This window comes from Saccharopolyspora shandongensis (assembly GCF_900106995.1).
GTDB lineage: Bacteria > Actinomycetota > Actinomycetes > Mycobacteriales > Pseudonocardiaceae > Saccharopolyspora > Saccharopolyspora shandongensis.
The window spans coordinates 66,280-84,842 of record NZ_FNOK01000032.1 but is presented as its reverse complement, the minus strand read 5'-3'; the positions used below and the strand labels follow the sequence as shown (position 1 = coordinate 84,842).

At 71.2% G+C, this 18,563-nt stretch carries 16 protein-coding genes; 10 read left to right on the top strand and 6 right to left on the bottom strand.

The window, feature by feature from the left end; translation table 11 throughout:
• Positions 1-11 precede the first annotated feature (11 nt).
• A complete protein-coding gene (locus tag BLW84_RS28405) occupies positions 12-806 on the top strand; it encodes a serine hydrolase (RefSeq protein ID WP_093271267.1) in 795 nt (264 codons plus the stop codon).
• 64 nt (positions 807-870) lie between these two features.
• Here BLW84_RS28405 and BLW84_RS28400 read toward each other — a convergent pair whose 3' ends face one another.
• Positions 871-1,362, bottom strand: coding sequence for an Lrp/AsnC family transcriptional regulator (locus tag BLW84_RS28400; RefSeq protein ID WP_093271265.1), 492 nt, complete (start codon positions 1,360-1,362; stop codon positions 871-873).
• A 100-nt stretch (positions 1,363-1,462) separates the two neighbouring features.
• Between BLW84_RS28400 and BLW84_RS28395 the strand changes: the two genes are divergently transcribed.
• Complete coding sequence (locus BLW84_RS28395) at positions 1,463-2,641, top strand: MFS transporter (RefSeq protein ID WP_093271264.1); 1,179 nt, start codon at positions 1,463-1,465, stop codon at positions 2,639-2,641.
• A gap of 266 nt (positions 2,642-2,907) precedes the next feature.
• Positions 2,908-3,621, top strand: coding sequence for a hypothetical protein (locus BLW84_RS28390; protein WP_093271262.1), 714 nt, complete (start codon positions 2,908-2,910; stop codon positions 3,619-3,621).
• A gap of 125 nt (positions 3,622-3,746) precedes the next feature.
• Here BLW84_RS28390 and BLW84_RS28385 read toward each other — a convergent pair whose 3' ends face one another.
• Entirely contained in the window at positions 3,747-4,643 is an 897-nt protein-coding gene (locus tag BLW84_RS28385; RefSeq protein ID WP_093271261.1) for an alpha/beta hydrolase, read from the bottom strand.
• Positions 4,644-4,738: 95 nt separating this feature from the next.
• Between BLW84_RS28385 and BLW84_RS28380 the strand changes: the two genes are divergently transcribed.
• Complete coding sequence (locus BLW84_RS28380; RefSeq protein WP_093271259.1) at positions 4,739-5,773, top strand: PucR family transcriptional regulator; 1,035 nt, start codon at positions 4,739-4,741, stop codon at positions 5,771-5,773.
• Positions 5,774-5,954: 181 nt separating this feature from the next.
• On the opposite strand, the gene BLW84_RS28375 is transcribed toward BLW84_RS28380, so the two are convergent.
• A complete protein-coding gene (locus BLW84_RS28375) occupies positions 5,955-6,848 on the bottom strand; it encodes a MurR/RpiR family transcriptional regulator (protein ID WP_093271258.1) in 894 nt (297 codons plus the stop codon).
• Between the two features lie 162 nt (positions 6,849-7,010).
• Between BLW84_RS28375 and BLW84_RS28370 the strand changes: the two genes are divergently transcribed.
• The 3 genes from BLW84_RS28370 to BLW84_RS28360 are packed head-to-tail and all read left to right on the top strand — an operon-like array spanning position 7,011 to position 10,053.
• Entirely contained in the window at positions 7,011-8,390 is a 1,380-nt protein-coding gene (locus BLW84_RS28370) for an MFS transporter (protein ID WP_093271256.1), read from the top strand.
• Positions 8,387-8,848, top strand: a complete 462-nt coding sequence (locus tag BLW84_RS28365) for a GAF domain-containing protein (protein WP_093271255.1) — start codon at positions 8,387-8,389, stop codon at positions 8,846-8,848. Before BLW84_RS28370 ends, BLW84_RS28365 begins: the two co-directional genes overlap by 4 nt.
• Positions 8,845-10,053 (top strand): metal-dependent hydrolase family protein, encoded by a 1,209-nt coding sequence (locus BLW84_RS28360; protein WP_093271253.1) that lies wholly within the window; start codon positions 8,845-8,847, stop codon positions 10,051-10,053. Before BLW84_RS28365 ends, BLW84_RS28360 begins: the two co-directional genes overlap by 4 nt.
• A gap of 301 nt (positions 10,054-10,354) precedes the next feature.
• Here the strand turns inward: BLW84_RS28360 and BLW84_RS28355 are convergent, their stop codons facing one another.
• From BLW84_RS28355 to BLW84_RS28345, 3 genes are all read right to left on the bottom strand, one after another.
• Entirely contained in the window at positions 10,355-12,571 is a 2,217-nt protein-coding gene (locus tag BLW84_RS28355; RefSeq protein ID WP_093271324.1) for a terpene synthase family protein, read from the bottom strand.
• 145 nt (positions 12,572-12,716) lie between these two features.
• Entirely contained in the window at positions 12,717-14,315 is a 1,599-nt protein-coding gene (locus BLW84_RS28350; protein ID WP_093271251.1) for an amidohydrolase, read from the bottom strand.
• Positions 14,316-14,370: 55 nt separating this feature from the next.
• Positions 14,371-15,192 carry a hypothetical protein gene (locus BLW84_RS28345; RefSeq protein ID WP_093271250.1) on the bottom strand — a complete coding sequence of 274 codons (822 nt, stop codon included), beginning with the start codon at positions 15,190-15,192 and terminating at the stop codon, positions 14,371-14,373.
• A 514-nt stretch (positions 15,193-15,706) separates the two neighbouring features.
• Here BLW84_RS28345 and BLW84_RS28340 point away from each other — a divergent pair.
• The 3 genes from BLW84_RS28340 (at position 15,707) to BLW84_RS28330 (ending at position 18,475) form a co-directional block, all read left to right on the top strand.
• Positions 15,707-16,873 carry a Glu/Leu/Phe/Val family dehydrogenase gene (locus tag BLW84_RS28340; RefSeq protein ID WP_093271321.1) on the top strand — a complete coding sequence of 389 codons (1,167 nt, stop codon included), beginning with the start codon at positions 15,707-15,709 and terminating at the stop codon, positions 16,871-16,873.
• Between the two features lie 264 nt (positions 16,874-17,137).
• Positions 17,138-17,341, top strand: coding sequence for a cold-shock protein (locus BLW84_RS28335; protein ID WP_093271248.1), 204 nt, complete (start codon positions 17,138-17,140; stop codon positions 17,339-17,341).
• 192 nt (positions 17,342-17,533) lie between these two features.
• Positions 17,534-18,475, top strand: a complete 942-nt coding sequence (locus tag BLW84_RS28330; RefSeq protein WP_245761439.1) for an NAD-dependent epimerase/dehydratase family protein — start codon at positions 17,534-17,536, stop codon at positions 18,473-18,475.
• Positions 18,476-18,563: the final 88 nt, after the last annotated feature.

Genomic DNA, 18,563 nt, shown 5'->3' with positions numbered 1-18,563 from the left:
TTGGGAGGCGCGTGGTGGGGTTTGCGGAGCGGTTGCGGGCCGAGGCGGTGTTCGGGGGTCTGCCCGGGCGGATCGGGTTCGCCGCCTGGGATCTCGACGAGCGGGAACCGGTGCTGGTCGACGCCGAGCGGGTCGTGCACGCCGCCAGCACGATCAAGGTCCTGATCATGATCACCGCGCTGCGCGCCGTGCGCGAAGGGCGGCTCGGGCTGGACGCCGAGGTCGAGTTGCCCGCCGAGCGGGCCGGCGGGTTCGGGGTGCTGCGGGAACTTCCCAGCGTGACGGCGATCTCGCTGCGGGACCTGATCACGCTGATGATCGTGATCAGCGACAACGCCGCCACGAACGCGGTGATCGACGCGGTCGGGTTCGAGGCGATCCGGGCCTGCGCCGCCGACCTGGGCTGCACGGCGACCCAGGTCCAGCGGCGGCTGATGGACGTCAACGCCCCGGGCCGCAACGAGACCACGGCGCTGGACCAGGCGCGCGTGCTCGCCGCGCTGGCCGGCGGATCGGCGCTGCCGCCGGAGCTGACCGAGCACGCGCTCGACGTCCTGTCGCGGCAGCAGGTCCGGGACCGGCTGCCCGCGCTGCTGCCGGACGGCGCGCAGTGCTGGAACAAGACCGGCGAGCTGCTCGGGCTGCGCCACGACGTGGGGCTGATCGGCGACGACCGGCCGCGCGCGGTGGTGGCGGTGCTGGTCGACGAGCTCACCGACGAGCGCTCCGCCGCGAGCTACCGCGGCGGACCGGCCTGCGATGCGATCGCGAGCCTCGGGCGGGCCGTGCACCGGGCTCTCGGCTGAGCGCGGCCGACCCGGAGCGGCGAAACGGCCGGTCCTGCGACGAGATCGCGGCAGGCGCCGCTCGTCAGCGACTCCAGCCGGCCGGGTCGGTGACCGGGCGGGCGTCGGTTGGCGAGGGCTCGACCGGTCGCCCCTCGTACTGGGTGGACAGCACGACGTACGAGTGCATCTCGCCGTGCTCGCCGAGCCGCTCGAACAGGCCCTCCAAGTGCCGCATCGACGCCACCCGGACCTTGAGCATGCTGCACGAGCTGCCGCTGAGCTTGTGCACCTCGGCGACTTCGGGAAGGTCGGCCGCGGTGGTGGTCTTCAACAGGCAGCGGCCGAGCTGGCAGCGCATCTGCACGAACGCAGTCAGCGGCAGGCCCGCCTTCGCCGGGTCCACCCGGGCCTGGTAGCCGGTGATCACCCCGGCTTCCTCCAGCCTGCGCACCCGTTCGGCCACTGCGGGCGATGACAGGTTGACCCGGCGGCCCAGCTGGTTGTACGACAGCCGGCCGTTCTCCTGGAGTTCGGCGAGGATGCGCCAGTCGGTCTGATCGAGCGGCTTCTCCATTCGGAAAGTATCAGGGCATCGTCGCCTTGCGATCAACAACCGAACGACGTCGATCACCGCTTTTCGAACATTCAAGTCGCCGAACCGGTTTTCTACTGTGATGACCATGCTTCGAGCTGGGACGATCGATCGGCGGCGACGCGCGACACGGGCTCTGTGCGCGGGCACCGTGGTGATGAACGCGGCGATGGGCATTGCGAGCGCAGTGAGCACGATCGTCGCCGGAGAGCAGCTGGGCACGACGTGGGCCGCGGTGCCCAACACCGCCGGTGTCATCGGCACCGGCCTGGGCGCGTTGCTGCTCAGCCGCGGGATGAGCCGGTGGGGCCGGCGAGTCGGGCTGCTGCTCGGTTACGGCCTTGCCGCCGCAGGTGGTTTGGCCGCCGCCCTGGCCGCGATCCATCGGGACGCGGTCGGACTGTGCGCGGGATTGCTGCTGCTCGGTATCGGCAACGCCGGCGCGCAGTTGTCCCGGTACGCGGCTGCGGAGATGTACCCGTCGCACCGGCGAGGGCAGGCGATCGGCGTGGTCGTCTGGGCGGCCACCCTCGGCGCCGTGGGCGGGCCGCTGCTGATCGCGCCCACGGCGGCGCTCGGCGGGCCGCTCGGCTGGCCCGGGCCGGTCTGCGCCTTCCTCGCCGCTGCGGCATGTTGTGCGTTGGGTGTGGTCGCTGGGTTCGGCGTGCCTGCCGGAGCGGGCGTGCGGGACGGGGTGCCGGGAGTGCGGCCCGGGCGTCTGCTGCGGGTGCCTGCGGCCCGCAGTGCGCTGCTGGTGATGGCGAGCGCCCAGGTGGTGATGGTCGGGATCATGACGGCGGCGCCGCTTGACATGCACCACCGCGGTGCGGGGTTGGGCGAGGTCGGTGCGGTGTTGTCAGCGCACACGCTCGGCATGTTCGTGCTCTCCCCGGTCACCGGGCGATTGGTGGACCGGTTCGGCGCCCGGCCGGTGATGGCGGCGGGCCTGGCCGCGCTCGTCCTGTCCAGTGCGGTCGCCGCGTTCGGCGAGGGCGATCCGCTGCGCATTGCGGCGCTGTTCCTGCTGGGCTACGGGTGGAACCTGTGCTTCGTCGGCGGCAGCGGGCAGATCACCCGGCAGTTGCCGGCAGCGGACCGGATGCAGATCGAGGGCGCCGTGGACGCAGCGGTGTGGGGCGCGGCCGCGGTCGCGAGCCTCGCCTCCACGGCGATCCTCGCGGCAGGTGGATTCGCGGCGCTGGGAGTGGTGGGCGGAGTGCTGGCCGTGCTGCCGTTAGCGGTGCTGGTGCGGCGGAGATGATCGGTGAAGCCATCGCATCCCGAGCATCGGCGAGCCGGTTGACGATGCCGGCGGCACCACCGGGTGGTGCCGCCGCGAGGCGCCTGGCCGGGCGTCGCGAACCCTCGAAAAGGTGACGAACAAACGTTCTAAAACCAGCGTCGAAGTGCTAGAATGATGTTGTCGGGCAGGGGGTTTGGGCGCGTTTAGACCACTGTGGATCGTCTCCTTCGAGGACGGATCGCAGTGGCGCTGGATGCTGCCCTCGACCGCGGGAAGGGGCACTCGTGGACGGTGTGCAGATCAGTCTCGGTTCGTTCCTCGACTACATGCGCAGCACGCCGCGCGGTTGCGCGGGCATCGTGCGGGACCAGCGGGAGATCTACCTCGATGAGACGAGCATGGCTTGGGCGTTCTACGGGCCGTTCCGGCTGGCGTTGCGGCGGGCGGTGACGTCGCCGGACGCGACTGAGATCGTCGCGGTGGCGGTGCGGCAGGCGCGCCCGGTGCAGCAGCCTCACTTCCAGGAGCTGCACGCGGGATTCCAGCGCTGGTGGGGCCGGGCGAAGGCGGTCGGCGTGCCGATGACCTCCGCTCGGTGGAACATCGGCGGCCTCGCGGTCACCATCTCGGACCGGAGTTCGCTGGCGCTGCGGCGCCAGGACGGCCGCACCGAGGTCGTGCTGCCGTATCTGAAGGAGCCCGAGCTCGGCACGGATTCGGCGAGCCTGGCGCTGCGGCTCCTGGAGCACGCGATGCCGGCCCTGCGGCCGGGGGCGACGCCGATGGTGCTCGACGTGCGCCGCGGAAAACCGTTGCGGCTGCGCAAGAACGCGAACCGGGTGGAGCTGGACGCGTTGCTGGCGGCCGAGGCGGCCAAGTACCTCGCGCACTGGACGGCGGTGGTCGGAGCGCCGGCGCCGTCGACTGCGTCGAGCGACGTGGGATTCCGGCCGAGGCTGGTGCCGGAGATCCCGCTCCCGCGGGTGGGCGGCATCTGAGGGTTCGCGCGAGCGGCGTCGGGGGTTGGGGTGCGATCCGGATCCGGGGTCGCACCCCAACGCGCCGGTCCGCAAGCCCCAGCGCGGATTCGGCGCGCCCGCGGCGGAGGTGGGAACGCGTCACCTCATCCCGCCAGGGCGCGGCGCAGGACTGCGCCGAGCTCGGCGATCTGCCGCTGGGAAACCTCGGCGGACAGGATCGCCTGCGACCCGTGGAACGTGCCGTGCCACTGGTGCAGCTCGACCGGCACGCCCGCCTGCAACAGGCGCAGGGCGTAGTCGATGCCTTCGTCGCGGTTCGGGCAGAGTTCCGCGGTGGCGATGTAGGCGGGCGGCAGGTCGGAGAGGTCGGCGGCCCGCGCCGGGGCGGCATGCGGCGTGGCAGGTGCGGAACCCAGGTAGTGGCGCCACATTTCGGCGACCTTGCCGCGAGTCATCCAGGGCGTGTCGGTGAACTGCCGCGCGGACCAGGTCTCCTGCCGGTCGTCGAGCCCGGGCTGGTTGAGCAGCTGGAAGCGGATCGGCGGCCCCTGCCGGTCGCGGGCGCGCAACGCCGCCGCGGCGGCGAGCCCCGCGCCGGCGCTGTGACCTCCGACGGCGATCCGCTCCGGGTCGACGCCGAGTTCGGCCGCGTGCTCGGCCGCCCAGGTCAGCACGGCGCAGACATCGTCCAGCGCGGCCGGGAACGGATTCTCCGGGGCCAGGCGGTAGCCCACCGAGATCACCACCGCCCCCGAGAGGTCCGCCATCCGGGTGGCCCACGGGTGCTCGGTGTCCAGGTCGCCCATGACGAATCCGCCGCCGTGCAACCAGACGATGGCGCCCTGCGCCGCCCGCAGGCGGTAGATCCGCACCGGCACCTCCGGATCGGCGGGCACCGAGCGGTCCTCGACCTGCATGTCGGCGGAGTCCGGTACCGGCATGGCCGCGGCGAGCTCGGCGAAGTTCTCGCGCGCGGCGACCGGGTCGCTCAGGTCGGCCTTGGGGAACAGCGGGATGAACGCTTCCAGTTCGGGATCCATGACCACGATCCTGGCCAACCGCGCCCGGGAGGGCATCCGCCACGCGTCGCGCGATTCGCCCCGGCAGCGCGACGATCGCCGCATATCCTCCTGGCATGGAGGCATTGGCCGCGCGGCTGTCGCGGTTGGATTCGGAAGCGGAAGGCGCGCTCCGCGTCGTGATGTTCTACGACACGCTGATGCGCCGGCGGGTGGATCTCCCGGCGCTCGCGCGGGCCTCGGCGGGTCTGGCCGAGTGCGTCGCCGGGATTCGGCTGCACGGCACGGGACGGTCGATCCGCATCTCGCACGACGGCGCGGCAGCCTCCGCCCCAACGTCACCCACGCCCACCACCGTGCCGATCGTGCTCGACGAGGAGGAGATCGGCGAGGTGTGGCTGGAACGCGTCGGCCCGCCCATCTCGCTCGACGAACTGCTGCTGGAACGGCTCGCCATCGCGGCCGCGGCGGTGGTCGAGCGTTACGGCCCGGCGCGCACCACCATGGCCGACCCCGCCCTGGTCGAGCTGGTGATCAGCGTCGACAGTGACGAAGCGGCCAGGAGCCGGGCCCTGCGGCTGCTGGGTTTCGCCGCCGACCTGCCGATCCGCGTCGTCGCCGTGCGGTCGAGGCTGCCGCTCGACCAGGTCGGCGGCGTGATCTGCCCGGCCCGCCTGGTGAAGGCGGCGCCGCTGGCCGACGTGGGCGTCATCCTGGCGACCACTGTGGACCCGGCCCGGTTTCCGGCGGGTGTGCGCGCGGGCATCGGCGCCGCCGGAAACCCCGACCGGTCCTGGCGGGAAGCCCGCACCGCCCTGCGCTTCACCACCTCGCGCGGGCCGGTGGTCCACTTCGACGATTTGGGGGCGTTGGCGCTTCTCGCGCACGTGCCCGACGACGTCGCGCGGGACAACGGCGATGTGTCGGCGATCGCCCGCGTGGCAGGCAATCCGGAGGACCTGGAGACCTTGGACGTCTACTGCGCCGCAGGTTCTCTGCGTCGGGCCGCCGAACTCCTCCACCTGCACCACAGCAGCGTCGCCCGCCGACTGGAGCAGATCGGGAAAGCCCTGGACATCGACCTCGCCGACCCCACCGGACTGACGCGGGCCAGGCTCGCCCTCACTTCGTGGCGGTTGCTGGACGACTGACGAATCGTGTTGTGGCACACCGGCGAACGCCCGGTGTGGTTCCGGCAGGATCGAGCAGGTGAACGCAGGGACGGATCCGGCTCCTCGCTTCGCCGTGCTGCCGCGTTCTCGTTCATGCCGGCAGTCTCGACCGCTTGGCGGAGCCCGTCTTGAACGAACCGCCAGCCCGGCCGGAACGCGTTCAGCCGCGCCGGGGCTGGCGGTGCATCAGTCCGAAGCGGGACCACTGGGTCTCGGCCGCTTCGATGGACTTGCGGGTCCGCTCGGGGTCCACTGTGGACAATTGGGCGACGATGGCCTGGGCGACCGCCAGGCCCGGTGCGAGCGAGGGGAAGAACGCCACGCCCTCGGCAGGGATCAGCACGACCTGCTCCGCGGCGGCGGCCAGGGCGGGGCTCGCGGCGTCGGTGAGCGCGAAGACCCGCGCGCCGCGGCTGCTCGCCTCCTCGGCCGCCGTCACCGTGCTCTGGTACAGCCGCCAGAAGCTGATCGCCACCAGCACGTCGCCCGGCTCGATCCGCGACACGGAGTTGGCCAGGTCGGCGTCGTCGCGCACCACCGTCGCGTCGTAACCGGCCAGCCGCACGTTGTGCCCCAGCGCCGAGCCGACGGCGACGTAGCTGCCGTTGGCGATGATCAGCACCCGCCGGGCCTGCGCGATCGCCTCGGCGATGGTCCGGATCAGCTGGTCGTCCAGTCGCCGGTTCAGCACGGCCAGCGACTCCAGGTCGCGGCGCAGCGATGCGCCGCCCAGCTCGCCCTCGGTGCGCTGCGCGGCGGCGACGTCCGGTGCGCTCAGCGAGGACAGGTACCGGGCGCGCAACTCCTGTTGCAGATCCGACCAGCCGCTGAAGCCGAGCGCCTGTGCGGTCCGGCTGACCGTCGCGACGTTGACGCCGGCCAGCTCGGCGGCCTCGGCTGCGGAGCTGTAGGACACCCGCCGGGGCTGCGTGAGCAGCACCTCCAGCACCGACGCGCCCTTGCTGCGCAGCCCGCGCTCGGGCACGCGCCCGCGCAGCCAGGTCTCGAATCCGTCGGATTCCCCGGCTGCGCTGGTGGTGGCGCTGTCGGTCATCGCGTTCCTCTCGTCGGGTCGATCGCGGCGCATCGGTGCACGTCGAGGCGCCGATACACACTGTAACGAGCTTAAAACGCAACAGCTATTGCACTTCTGTTCATCTGCACTATATGTTGCCGGTCACTTCGTTCGGTGCTGCAACTCTCCTGGAGGCACCTCGTGTCCCTGTTGGCCCGGTTGGACCGGCTCCCGCTGAGCCGGCCGCACTACCTGCTGTTGCTGCTCGGCGGGCTCGGCTACACCTTCGACGGGATGGACTCCGCCGTGGTGGCCTTCCTGCTGCCCAGCGTGCAAGACGAATGGGGGCTGACCAACGCCCAGCTCGGCCTGATCGGCTCGGCCACCCCGTTCGGCTTCCTGTTCGGCGCCACCTGCGCGGGCCTGCTCGGCGACCGCATCGGCCGCCGCAAGGTGATGATGTGGGCGCTGGCCGTCTACGCGCTGTTCTCGATCGTCGGCGCGATGTCCCCGAACTACGAGATCTTCCTCGGCGCCCGGGTGCTGGCCGGTTTCGGCGCCGGCGCCGAGAGCGCGATCATCGCGCCGTTCCTGTCCGAGTTCGTCCCCGCCGCCCGGCGCGGCTGGTTCGTCGGCGCCCTGGCCGGCTTCTTCTCCTTCGGCTTCGTCGCGGCCGCGCTGCTGGGCCGGTTCGTGGTGCAGCCGCTGCCCGAGGGCTGGCGCTGGGCGCAGGTGATCACCGCGGTGCCGATCGTGATGCTGCTGTGGTGGCGGCGTTCGCTGCCGGAATCGCCGCGCTACCTGCTGGCCAACGGCCGGACCGCCGAAGCCGAGGCGGTCGTGCTGGACCTGGAGCGCAAGGTGCAGGCCGCGACGAAGGCGCCGCTGCCGCCGGTGCCGGAGACCGCGGTGGACAAGCCCGCGGAGGCCCGCAAGATCGGCCTGTTCTCCGCGCTGAAGTTCCTGTGGACCGGCCGGATGGCGCGGCGCACCGCGATCACCTGGCTGATCTGGTTCGTGATCACCTTCTCCTACTACGGCTTCTTCACCTGGATCCCGACGCTGCTGGTGCAGCAGGGCATCACGGTCACCAAGAGCTTCGAGTTCTCGATCATCATCTACCTGGCGCAGGTGCCGGGCTACTTCTCGGCGGCGTGGCTGGGCGAGTTCCTGGACCGCAAGAACACCATCGCGCTGTACCTGGCGGGCGCGGCGGCCAGCGCGTTCTGGATGTCGCAGATGACCGACCCGGTGATGATCACGACCGCGGCGGCGGTGCTGTCGTTCTTCCTCAACGGCACCTACGCGGCGGTGTACTCCTACACCCCGGAGGTGTTCCCGACCTGGATCCGCGCGTCGGGCACTGGGCTGTCCAGCGCGTTCGGCCGCATCGGCAGCATCATCGCGCCGTCGGTGATCGGCATGTCCGCCGCGTCGCTGGGCTTCGCGGGCGTGTTCGGCATGACCACCGCGGTGCTGGCGGTCGGCGTGGTGTGCACGCTGCTGTTCGGCCTGTCCACCGCGGGCCGGTCGCTGGAGGACCTGACCGAAACCGACACGCGGAAGGCGGCCACCCGATGAATCTGTCCACAGTGGAAGAACGGGTCCGGCGGGAGATCGGCGTCCGGCTGTTCACCGTGCTGGCCTGGCTGCCCGGCCGCCGCGTGCTGCACCGGGCGCACACCAGCCACCCCGAGCAGTACCCGGTGGGCGGCGAGAAGTCCGTCGAGGTCGCCGCCGACTGGCTGGACCGTTGCATCCGGCAGCAGAAGCCGTTCTTCGGGCCCGATGCCGAGTCGGTCCGCCAGGTCTTCGCCGACCACGCGCTGATCGCGGAGCTCGGCTGCGGCTCGGTGATCAACGTGCCGGTCATCGGCACCGACGGCACCACCCTGGGCACCCTCGCCCTGCTCGACGCCGAGCACGCCTACGGTCCGGCCCAGGTGGACCGGGCCGCCGAGCTGGCGGCGCTGGCCGTTCCCGCGCTGGCCGAACTCGTCCAGCGCCTCGACAACACCAAGGAGGAGTCGAACTCGTGACCGCCCTGCTGCTGCGTTCCGGCAAGCTGCTCGACGTCGAGACCGGCGAGTACGCCGAAGGCGACCTGCTGTGCGTCGATGGCCGGATCGCCGAGACCGGCCCCGGCCTGACCGCGCCGGATGGCGCGCAGATCGTGGACCTGGCAGGCGCCACCGTCCTGCCCGGGCTGATCGACGCGCACGTGCACGTCACCGCCGCTACCGCCGATCTCGGTGCGCTGCCCGCGTGGTCGCCGTCCTACGCCACCGCGCACGCCGCGCAGATCATGGGCAAGATGCTCGACCGCGGCTTCACCACGGTCCGCGACGCCTCCGGCGCCGACTTCGGTCTGGCCGACGCGCAGGCCGAAGGCCTCATCCGCGGGCCGCGGCTGGCGTTCTGCGGCAAGGCGCTCAGCCAGACCGGCGGGCACGGGGACAGCCGCCCGCGCGGCACCCGGGTGCACGACGGGCACCAGTGCTGCGCCGGGCTCGGGCGGATCGCCGACGGCGTGGACGCGGTGCGCGCCGCGGCGCGCGACGAGCTCCGCAAGGGCGCGCACCACATCAAGGTGATGGCCGGCGGCGGCGTGGCCTCGCCGACCGACCGCATCGACTCCACCCAGTACTCGATGGACGAGCTGAGGGCCATCGTCGAGGAGGCGGATGCCGCCAACCGCTACGTCGCCGCGCACGCCTACACGGCGCGCTCGGTCAGCCGGGCGCTGCGGGCGGGCATCCGGTCGATCGAGCACGGCAACCTCATCGACGAGTCCAACGTGGCCGAGTTCCTCGAACACGACGCGTTCCTGGTGCCGACGCTGGTGACGTACTGGGCGCTGAAGACCGAGGGCCGCGAGTTCGGGCTGCCGGAGGACAGCTGGCGGAAGGTCGACGACGTGCTGGGCGCCGGGCTGGCGGCGCTGGAGATGGCCCACCGCGGCGGCGTCAAGATCGTCTACGGCAGCGACCTGCTCGGCGGCATGCACCGCCACCAGAACGAGGAGTTCCGGATCCGCGGCGAGGTCCTGCCGGCGCTGGAGGTCATCCGCTCGGCGACGACCACGGCGGCGGACCTGCTCGGCATGACCGGCGAGATCGGCACGCTGCGGGTGGGCGCCCTGGCGGACCTGGTGGTCCTCGACGGCGACCCGCTGGAGGACATCGCAACCCTCGCGAACCCCGAGCGCATCCGCCACGTCGTCCAGCACGGCACCGTGGTCTGAGCCGCCGGACCAGACCGCCTCACCCGAGGCGGGCGCAATTTCGCGAGAAATCGCGCCCGCCCCGGGTGACGGCAGAGGTCGCTCTGCGTAGCCGCGCCGACGCGTCTTCGCAGGTGATGGTCAATTTCGCGAGAAATTGGCGTTCACCCTGGTGACGGTCAAATTCTCGCGAAATTGCGCACCGCCGGCCCGAGCAGGCGACGCCTGACGTGCCGGTTGGCCCGGTAGCCATCCGGTCGGCGCGGGGGTTCCCAATTTTAGGCAAAATCGGGAAACCTCTGCGGCGGCCGGAGTGCGCGGCTCAGCCGAGCACCGGGTCCCAGCTCGACGGCAGCCGGGCCAGGGACGTGCCGAGGCCGGTGGGGCCGGGGAGCACGCTCCTGGTCAGGCCGACCGGGATGTTGTGGCGCAATTCCGAGTCGAAGTACCGGCGGCATTCCCGGTGCCAGTTCAGGATTCCCGCCATCCAGTCCTGCAGTTCCGAGGCGTAGCGGTTGAGCATCGCCCGCGCCTCGGCGTCCAGTTCCCGCTCCTCGAACAGCGCCGGCAGCTCGACCTCCACGGTGTGCTCGAACTGCTTCATCCGCGCGGTCATCAGGTCGTGCACGATGTCGAAGGCCCGATCCTGCCCGCAGTCCAGGAAGTTCTGCACGACCAGCACCGCGTTGTGCACCTCGCCCTCGTACTCGATCTCCTTGCGGTACGAGAAGACGTCGTTGACCAGCGTCGCGTAGTCGATCGCCGAGTTCTCCATGTTGCGGATCGTGCGCGTCCGGTAGATCTCCGGCGGCACCGACTGCCCGTGCGAGAAGCGGGACAGGCTCAACGTGAGGTCGGAACCGAACGTCCGGCGCCGCATCTCGACGTAGTCGATCGGGTCCGGGATGTGGTTCTGGTGCTGGTTGTCCAGTTCCCACAACCAGCTGTCGAGCATCACGTCCACGGATTTGCGGAACGCCCGGCGGGCGTCGGGCGACAGCGCGCCCGCGGTGCGCTCCCACAGGTCGGCCAGGCCGCGTTCCAGCATGTTGACCGGGACGACCGGGCTGGCGCCTTCGAGGGGGATCAGTTCCTTCAGGCGGGCGTTCTGCGCCTTCGCGCCGGCCATGTTCCGCCCGTGGCCGAAGACCGACGGGTAGTAGTCGTCGCCGTAGGTGCCCCACGTCAGCCACGCCGCCGACAGGTCCAGCTCCTCGACGGTCGCATCGGGGTCGAGCCCGGCGGAGCAGTGCGGGAGGTCGTAGTCCCGCAGCATCTGCTCGGTCCACACCTGCGGCACGTCGTCGAACATGCCCATGGCGCGGGCCCATTCGACGTTGTGCTCCCGCGTGGCGTCGAGGTGCGGGGACATCGTCACCGCGTAGGGCATGTGGATCTCCCGGGGCGCGATCTCGCCGACGGGCTGGTGCGGAATCCGGGTGAAGCTGCGCATCCGTTGCGGCGCGGTCGAAAGCAGCGACGAGACGATGTGCGTGGCCGCGGTGCCCAGCCCGTTCGGGCCAGCCAGCACCGTCGGCGTGCTCGATCCGTCCGGGTAGCGGCCGGACTGCATGTGCCACTCGTGGCCGCCGGACTGCCAGTCCTGCAGGCCCTTCACGTAGCCGAGGACGGCCAATCGGCCGACCGGGTCGATGCCGTGCTCGTCGAGCAGGCGCGGCACCTCCGTCAGCGCGGTGTGCTCGAACTGGTGCAGCCGGGAGGTGAGCAGGTCGTTGACCGCGTTCGCGGCCTCCTGCGTCGTGCAGCCCAGGAACTTCTCGAAGACCAGCACGCCGTTGCTCAGCTCGCCCTCGTCCTGCACCTCGCGCTCGTAGGAGAACAGGTCGTTGCGCAGGTGCACGGCGTCGGAGAACGTGTCGCGCAGCACCTCCATCGGGCGGGTCGCCGCGATCTCGGCCGGCACCTCCGCGCCGACGGCGTGCTCCACCAGGTTCGCCGACCACGGCGCGCCGCCCACCTTGCGGCGCATCTCCACGTACTCGATGGGATTGGACAGCCGGTTCTCCGAGATGTTGGCCAGTTCCCACAGCGATTCGTCCAGCAGGTGCTTGGTGTTCTCGGCGAACCGCCGCCGCCAGTCCGCGCTCATGGCGGGCACCGTGCGGGTCCACAGGTCGGCCAGGCCGCGTTCCACCGGGTTCGTCGGCTCCGCCGTGATCGGCCCCTCCGCCGGCATGAACGCGGCCAGCCCGTCGAGGTACTCGCGGGCCCCGGCGAGGTCCGGATTCCGCTTGTACAGCTCGACGAAGTGGTCGTCGAAGTAGAACACCCACACGTACCAGTCGGTGATCAGGTCCAGTTCCGGGCCGTCCGCGTCCGGGTGCGTGTAGGCGCACAGCAGCGCGTAGTCGTGGCGGTCGAGGTCCGCCTCGTCCCAGATCGGCACGCCGTCCTGCGGCACGTCGATCATGTCCATCCGGTAAGCCCACGCCTTGCTGTGCTCTCGTGCCCGTTCCAGGTTCGGGTTCAGCCGAGCCGGGTAGGACAGGTAGAAGTCCGGCAGTCGGAAGGGCTGCATGGTTTCGCGCACCTGACCTCTCTGCGATGGTCGTCGACCCTGCGCACGAAACCAGCGTTGGCGGTGGCCGCCAATGCCTGCGGTGGGGTTGCACACGATCGAGAATCGGCGTCGCCCGACCAGCCCAGCACGAGGCTGCGTTGGGTCACGCCTTGCGCTCGTGCACGACCACGCCGTCGACCATCGTGAGGTCCACCCGGCACTGCCCGATTTCCGCTGGCGGCAAGGAGAACGGGTCGCGGTCGAGCACGACGAGGTCGGCGGCCTTGCCGACCTCGACGGTGCCGGTTTCGCCGTCCACGTGGTTCACCCAGGCGCTGCCCGCGGTGTAGGCGGCGAGCGCATCCACGAGATCGAGCGCCTGTTCCGGCAGGAACGGCGCGTCATCGGTGTCCGGTTCGCGCCGGTTGACCGCCACGTGCACCGCCTGCATCGGATCGGCGTCGGACACCGGCCAGTCGCTGCCCGCGGCCAGCACCGCGCCCGCGGCGCGCAGCGACCGGAACGGGTACTGCCAGCCGGCGCGCCGATGTCCCAGGTGCGGCACGGTCAACTCGGTCATCGCGGCGTCGTTGACCGCCCACCGGGGCTGGATCGTCGCGACGACCCCGAGTTCGTGGAACCGCGGGACGTCGCTGGGGTGCACCACCTGCAGGTGGGCGATCTGGTGCCGCAGGTGCCGCCCGGTGGTGCCGGCGAGCGCGTCCAGCACGTCGCGCACCGCGCGGTCGCCGATTGCGTGGAAGTGCAGCTGGAACCCGTCGGCGGCGAGCTCGGGAACCACCTCGGCGAGGACGTCGCGATCCACGAAGGACATTCCGCGGCCGTGGCCGCCCAGGTACGGAAGTTGCAGCGCGGCAGTGAAGTTCTCGCACACGCCGTCCTGCATGATCTTCACCGCGTCGGCGCGGAACCGCCGCCCCCACGCCAGCTCGCGCCGCTGCCGCAGCTCCTCGATCTGCTCCCGGCCGCGCCCGCGGTCCCACCACAGCGCACCGCGGGCCTTGCCGGTCAGCAGGCCTTGCCGGTCGGCCGCCAGGTAGGTCTCCATCGTGTCGGCGTAGCCGAGGTACGGGCCGATGATCGCGTCGTGCCAAGAGGTCACGCCGCACGAGTGCAGGTGGCGCTGGCCCTCCAGCAAGCCCGCGAGGTACTCCTGCGCGTTGGTCGGCGGCAGCACCCGCTCGACCAGGCTGGTGGCGCCCTCGTGCAAGGTCCCGGCGGGCTCGCCGTCTGCGTCGCGCTCGATCCGGCCGTCCGGCGGGTCCGGGGTGTCGCGGTCGACGCCCGCCAGCCGCAGCGCCACCGAGTTCACCCACGCGCCGTGGTGATCGCGGTTGAGCAGGTACGCCGGCCGGCCGCCGGTCACCGAGTCCAGGGCGGCGCGGTCGGGCGTGCCGCCCGGGAACTGGCCCATGTCCCAGCCGCCGCCGAGCACCCAGCCCGCGTCCGGCCGGAACTCGGCGATGCGCCGTAGGCATTCGGCCGAGTCGAGGCAGTCGGAGAGGTCGCAGCGAAGCCGCTCGATGCCGCCGTACACCGGGTGCACGTGCGCGTCGTGGAAGCCGGGCAGCAGCAACCGGCCGTCGAGGTCGATCACCTCGGTCGCAGGGGTCAGCCGGGCGCGCACGGCGGCGTCGCCGACGGCCGCGATCCGGCCGTCGCGCACGGCGACGGCATCGGTGAACGAGCGGGCGGCGTCCATTGTGGCCACCGGCCCGCCTGCGAAGACGACTTCGCGCATGCCCGGATTGTCGCAGGACCGCGCCCCGGCGCGGCCGATCGATCCGGGCCCGTCGTCAGATGCGCTGTTCGCCGGTGATGACCGCGACCGCCTGCTCGCGGACGGGCTCGTCGACGTCCGGGACCTGGAAGCCGCGGCTGCGGATGTGCGCCACCAGCTCCGCCTCGGGGGCGACGCCGTGCTGGCGGAGGTAGTAGCCGACCGCGCCGGGCCAGATCCAGCTGCCGTCGGTGTGGAAGGTCATCGGCACCGCCGGGCTGCGGTGCGGGTCCAGCCGGTCGGTGTCGTAGCTGCGCGCGGCCAGCACGATCGGCGCCCGCTCCAGGTATTCGGCCACCTGGTCGAGCTCCGCCGGGTTCAGCTCCGGCCGCTCGGTGATCGGCCGCCCGCCGTCGTCGAAGACCTCAGCGGTGCGCAGGCCTGCGGGGCCGGTGCTGCGCGGAGCCAGCCAGTCCGGCGTGACTGCGGCGGGCCGCGGGTAGCGGCGCAGCTCCTCGGCGAAGGCCTCCGGCGGGGGAGCGGTGCGCCAGCTGGGCTGGTAGTCCCCGTTGAAGTCGACGGTGTAGCTGCCGGGCCGCTGCAGCCGGTAGAGCGCGCTGACCCAGGTGCCGCGGTCCGGCTGGTACATGCCGCTGCGCAGCCGCAGGAACAGCTCGGTGGCGTCGGTGGGGACGGCGAGCGGGACGGCCGTGCCGTTGGGAGCGAGCAGCTGCGCCACGAGTTCGCGGTGGTCGCCGAGTTCGCGGTATTCGACGGTGGCTTCCTGCCAGCCCGGAGGCAAGGCGCGCACGACAACCCGGCCGATCTCCTGGATCAGCTGCTGCTGCGTGACCTCGTCCAGCGATCCCGGTCGGTCATGGGGTCCCGGTTGGCTCATGCGTGCATCCTCCCAGTCGCGCGGGAACCGTGGGAGTCGTTTCGGCCAAGATCGCACACCGGTTCGCGCGACGCAGTCGTACGTCGTGCCCGGAAGCTTAGAACCCCGCCCGGTGGGTCGTCGCGGCCGAGTTGATCACGTTTTCGCACCTCCGGGTGCTGCCCCGAACCCGCAGGTAACCGGGGAACACGCACCCGTTCCGATGACGTAGCGGCAGATTGTTGACAATCCGACGACGCGGCGTTTAATTTCGAGCCATTCCGGCCGTATGTGGGAGGTGGGCTATGCGAACCGATTTTTACCGCAACCCCCGCCCGGCCCGATGGTTGTCATCTTCCTCGCTCTGGCTGCGACATCACTGACCGACTCTTCGGCAGTGGCCGGTGACCGTCGCGGGTGCCCCGCGGGTCGCCTGAACATCGTTTCCCGATGAAATCCGGGCGTGCGCGCCCGCGTCAGGTATGCGCTCTGAGAGGAGGTTCGGCCCGTGGTATTCGTCGACCGCGACCCGCTGATGAGGGTGATCTGGACGGACTCGGTGACCGGCTGCAACGGTTACCTGGTCGTGCACAGTCTTGTGTCCGGTCTCGCCACCGGCGGGACTCGGATGCGTGCCGGTTGCACGCTGTCCGAGGTGGAGGCGTTGGCGCGTGGCATGGCGCGCAAGACGGCCGTGTTCGACCTGCCGGTCGGCGGCGCCAAGGGCGGGATCGACTGCGATCCGAAGGATCCCGCCGCCCGCGGCGTGCTGAGCCGCTTCCTGCAGGCGATGCGGCCGTGGGTGGACGCGCACTGGGTGACGGCCGAGGACCTCGGGGTGCCACAGCACCTGATCGACGAGGTGTTCGCCGAGCTCGGGCTGCATCAGTCCTACCACGCGGCGATCCGCCGGGCGCCGGACGCGGAGCGCACGCTGCGCCGCGTTCGCGCCGGGCTCAACGCGCCGGTGCCCGGCGGCCTGCTGCTAGGCGACGTGGTCGGCGGCTACGGCGTCGCGCAGAGCTGCCTGGGCGTCGTGCACGCGCGCGGCTGGGCGCAGGCGGAGACCACTGTGGCCGTGCAGGGCGTCGGCACGATGGGCGGCGGCGCGGCCTACTACCTGCACGAGGCGGGGCTGAAGGTCGTCGCGCTGGCCGACGCGGCGGGTACCTTGTGGCATCCCGACGGGCTCGATGTCCCGGCACTGCTGGAAACCCGCGACCGGTTCGGCGAGATCGACCGCGCCCAGGTGCCCCCGGATGTCGAGCAGCTGCCGCGCGAAGCCGTCCTCTCCGCCGAGGTCGACGTGCTGATCCCGGCGGCGGTCTCGTTCACCATCAAGGCGCCGCAGGTGCCGGAGGTCAACGCCAAGATCATCATCGAGGCGGCCAACACCCCGGTCACCGAGGACGCCGAGGAAATGCTCGCGACGCGCGGGATTCCGGTGATCCCGGACTTCGTGGCCAACGCCGGCGCCGTGGCCTGGGCGTGGTGGCTGCTGCTCGGCCGGGTCGACGCCGACCCGGTGCTGTCCTTCCAGGTGTTGCGGGAGGAGATGCTGGCCAAGATCCCGCCGCTGCTCGCGGCCTGGGAGACCGAAGGCCTCACGCCGCGCGCCGCGGCGCTGCGGCTCGCGGAGCTCCGCAGTGAGCAGAACCGCGCCGCCGAGGCTAGCGGACAGGGGCTGCTCAGCATCCCCTGACACCTGCGGTTTTGACCCCGCAGAGGCTGCGGGTTGCACACGCCGTTCACGCACTGCGATCGGTGTGTGACAACCCGCAGTCTGAGTGCTAGCTTTGCGGTGGTTGCAGTTTTGGTCCTAGCAGTACTGGAAAAGTGCCTGCCAGAACGCAGGCGCTTTTTTTGTGCCGTGGTGTTCCGGCCGCGCCGGGCACCGGGTGATCAGCTCGGCGACCGGGGGTCTGCACAGTGTTGACCCTGGCCAGCAGAATCAGGAGAACAGGGAATGGCTACCGGTACGGTGAAGTGGTTCAACGCGGAGAAGGGCTACGGGTTCATCACCCCCGACGGCGGTGGCGCTGACGTCTTCGCCCACTACTCCGCGATCCAGTCCACCGGCTTCCGCACGCTGGAGGAACAGCAGCGGGTGGAGTTCGAGATCGCCCAGGGCCCGAAGGGCCCGCAGGCCGCGGACATTCGCGCGGTCTGACCGGATCGGATCGTGCCCGAAGGGGCATGACGATGCATCGGGGAAAGCTCTGATGCCGCCTCCGATGGGCGGCAGAACCGGGCCGCCTGCGGTGCCGGTCTGCCGCCGAGGAGGCCCTTTTTCACCCGTTGTGGGGTACGTCGCCGGGGTAGGCTTCCAGCCCGCTGACGTTTAACCCGGTGCGAGGTCGATGTGCCCCTGCGTGTGGTTGTCGCCGGTGCTACCGGCGTTGTCGGGAGAACCCTGCTGCCGTTGTTGCGGGATCGCGGTCATCACGTGACCGCGCTCGTCCGGCACGCGGACCGACTTGATGGTGCGGTCGCGGTCGACGACGTCGCCGTTGCCGATGTGCTGGATCCGCCGCGATTACGCCGGGAACTGGCCCGCGTGGAGCCGGAAGTGGTCATCGACCAGACGTCCGGTTTCGGTGGTGCGGGCCAGGACGAGGGCCTGCGCCGGACCGCGCGGCTGCGTGAGAACGGGGCCAGGAACCTGGTCGACGCCGCCGTGGCGGTCGGCGCGCGGCGCATCATCGGGCAGAGCATGACCGCCGCCTACCGCCCGCACGGGCACGACGTGCTGGACGAAGATTCTCCACTGTGGACGGAAGCGCCGGGCTGCTGGGGTGATGCGGTGCGCGCCCTGGCGGCGATGGAAGAAGCGGTGCTGACGCGTCCGGACATCGAGGGCGTCGCGCTGCGCTACGGCGCGCTTTATGGTCCGGACACCCAGTTCGCTCCTGGTGGCGCGATCCACGCGCGGGTGTGCGGCAGCGAACTGCCGCTGGTGGACGACGGGGTGGGCCTGACGTCGTTCACCCACGTCGAGGACGCGGCCGGAGCGGTGCTCGAGCTGCTCGCCAGCGGCGAGCCCGGCACCTACAACGTGGTGGACAACGAGCCGGCCGAATCGGCGGAATGGCTCCCGGCCTACGCGCGGATGGCGGGCGGTCCGGCCCCGGTTTCGCTGACCATGGACCAGGCCCGGACCCAGCTGGACTGGCTGACCGTGCACCAGCTGACCGAGCAGCGCGGCGCCACCAACTTCCGATTGCGCGAGACGCTGGGCTGGCGCCCGGCGTGGCCGAGCTGGCGGGAGGGCTTCGCCTCGTTGTTCGGCCTCTGGGCGGCCTGACACTGGGATTCCCGACTCATGTGCGTCGCGGGGCTGGGAGATCCGGGGTGGCACGGGTTAGGTTCAGAGGTAAGACCATGCCCCCCCC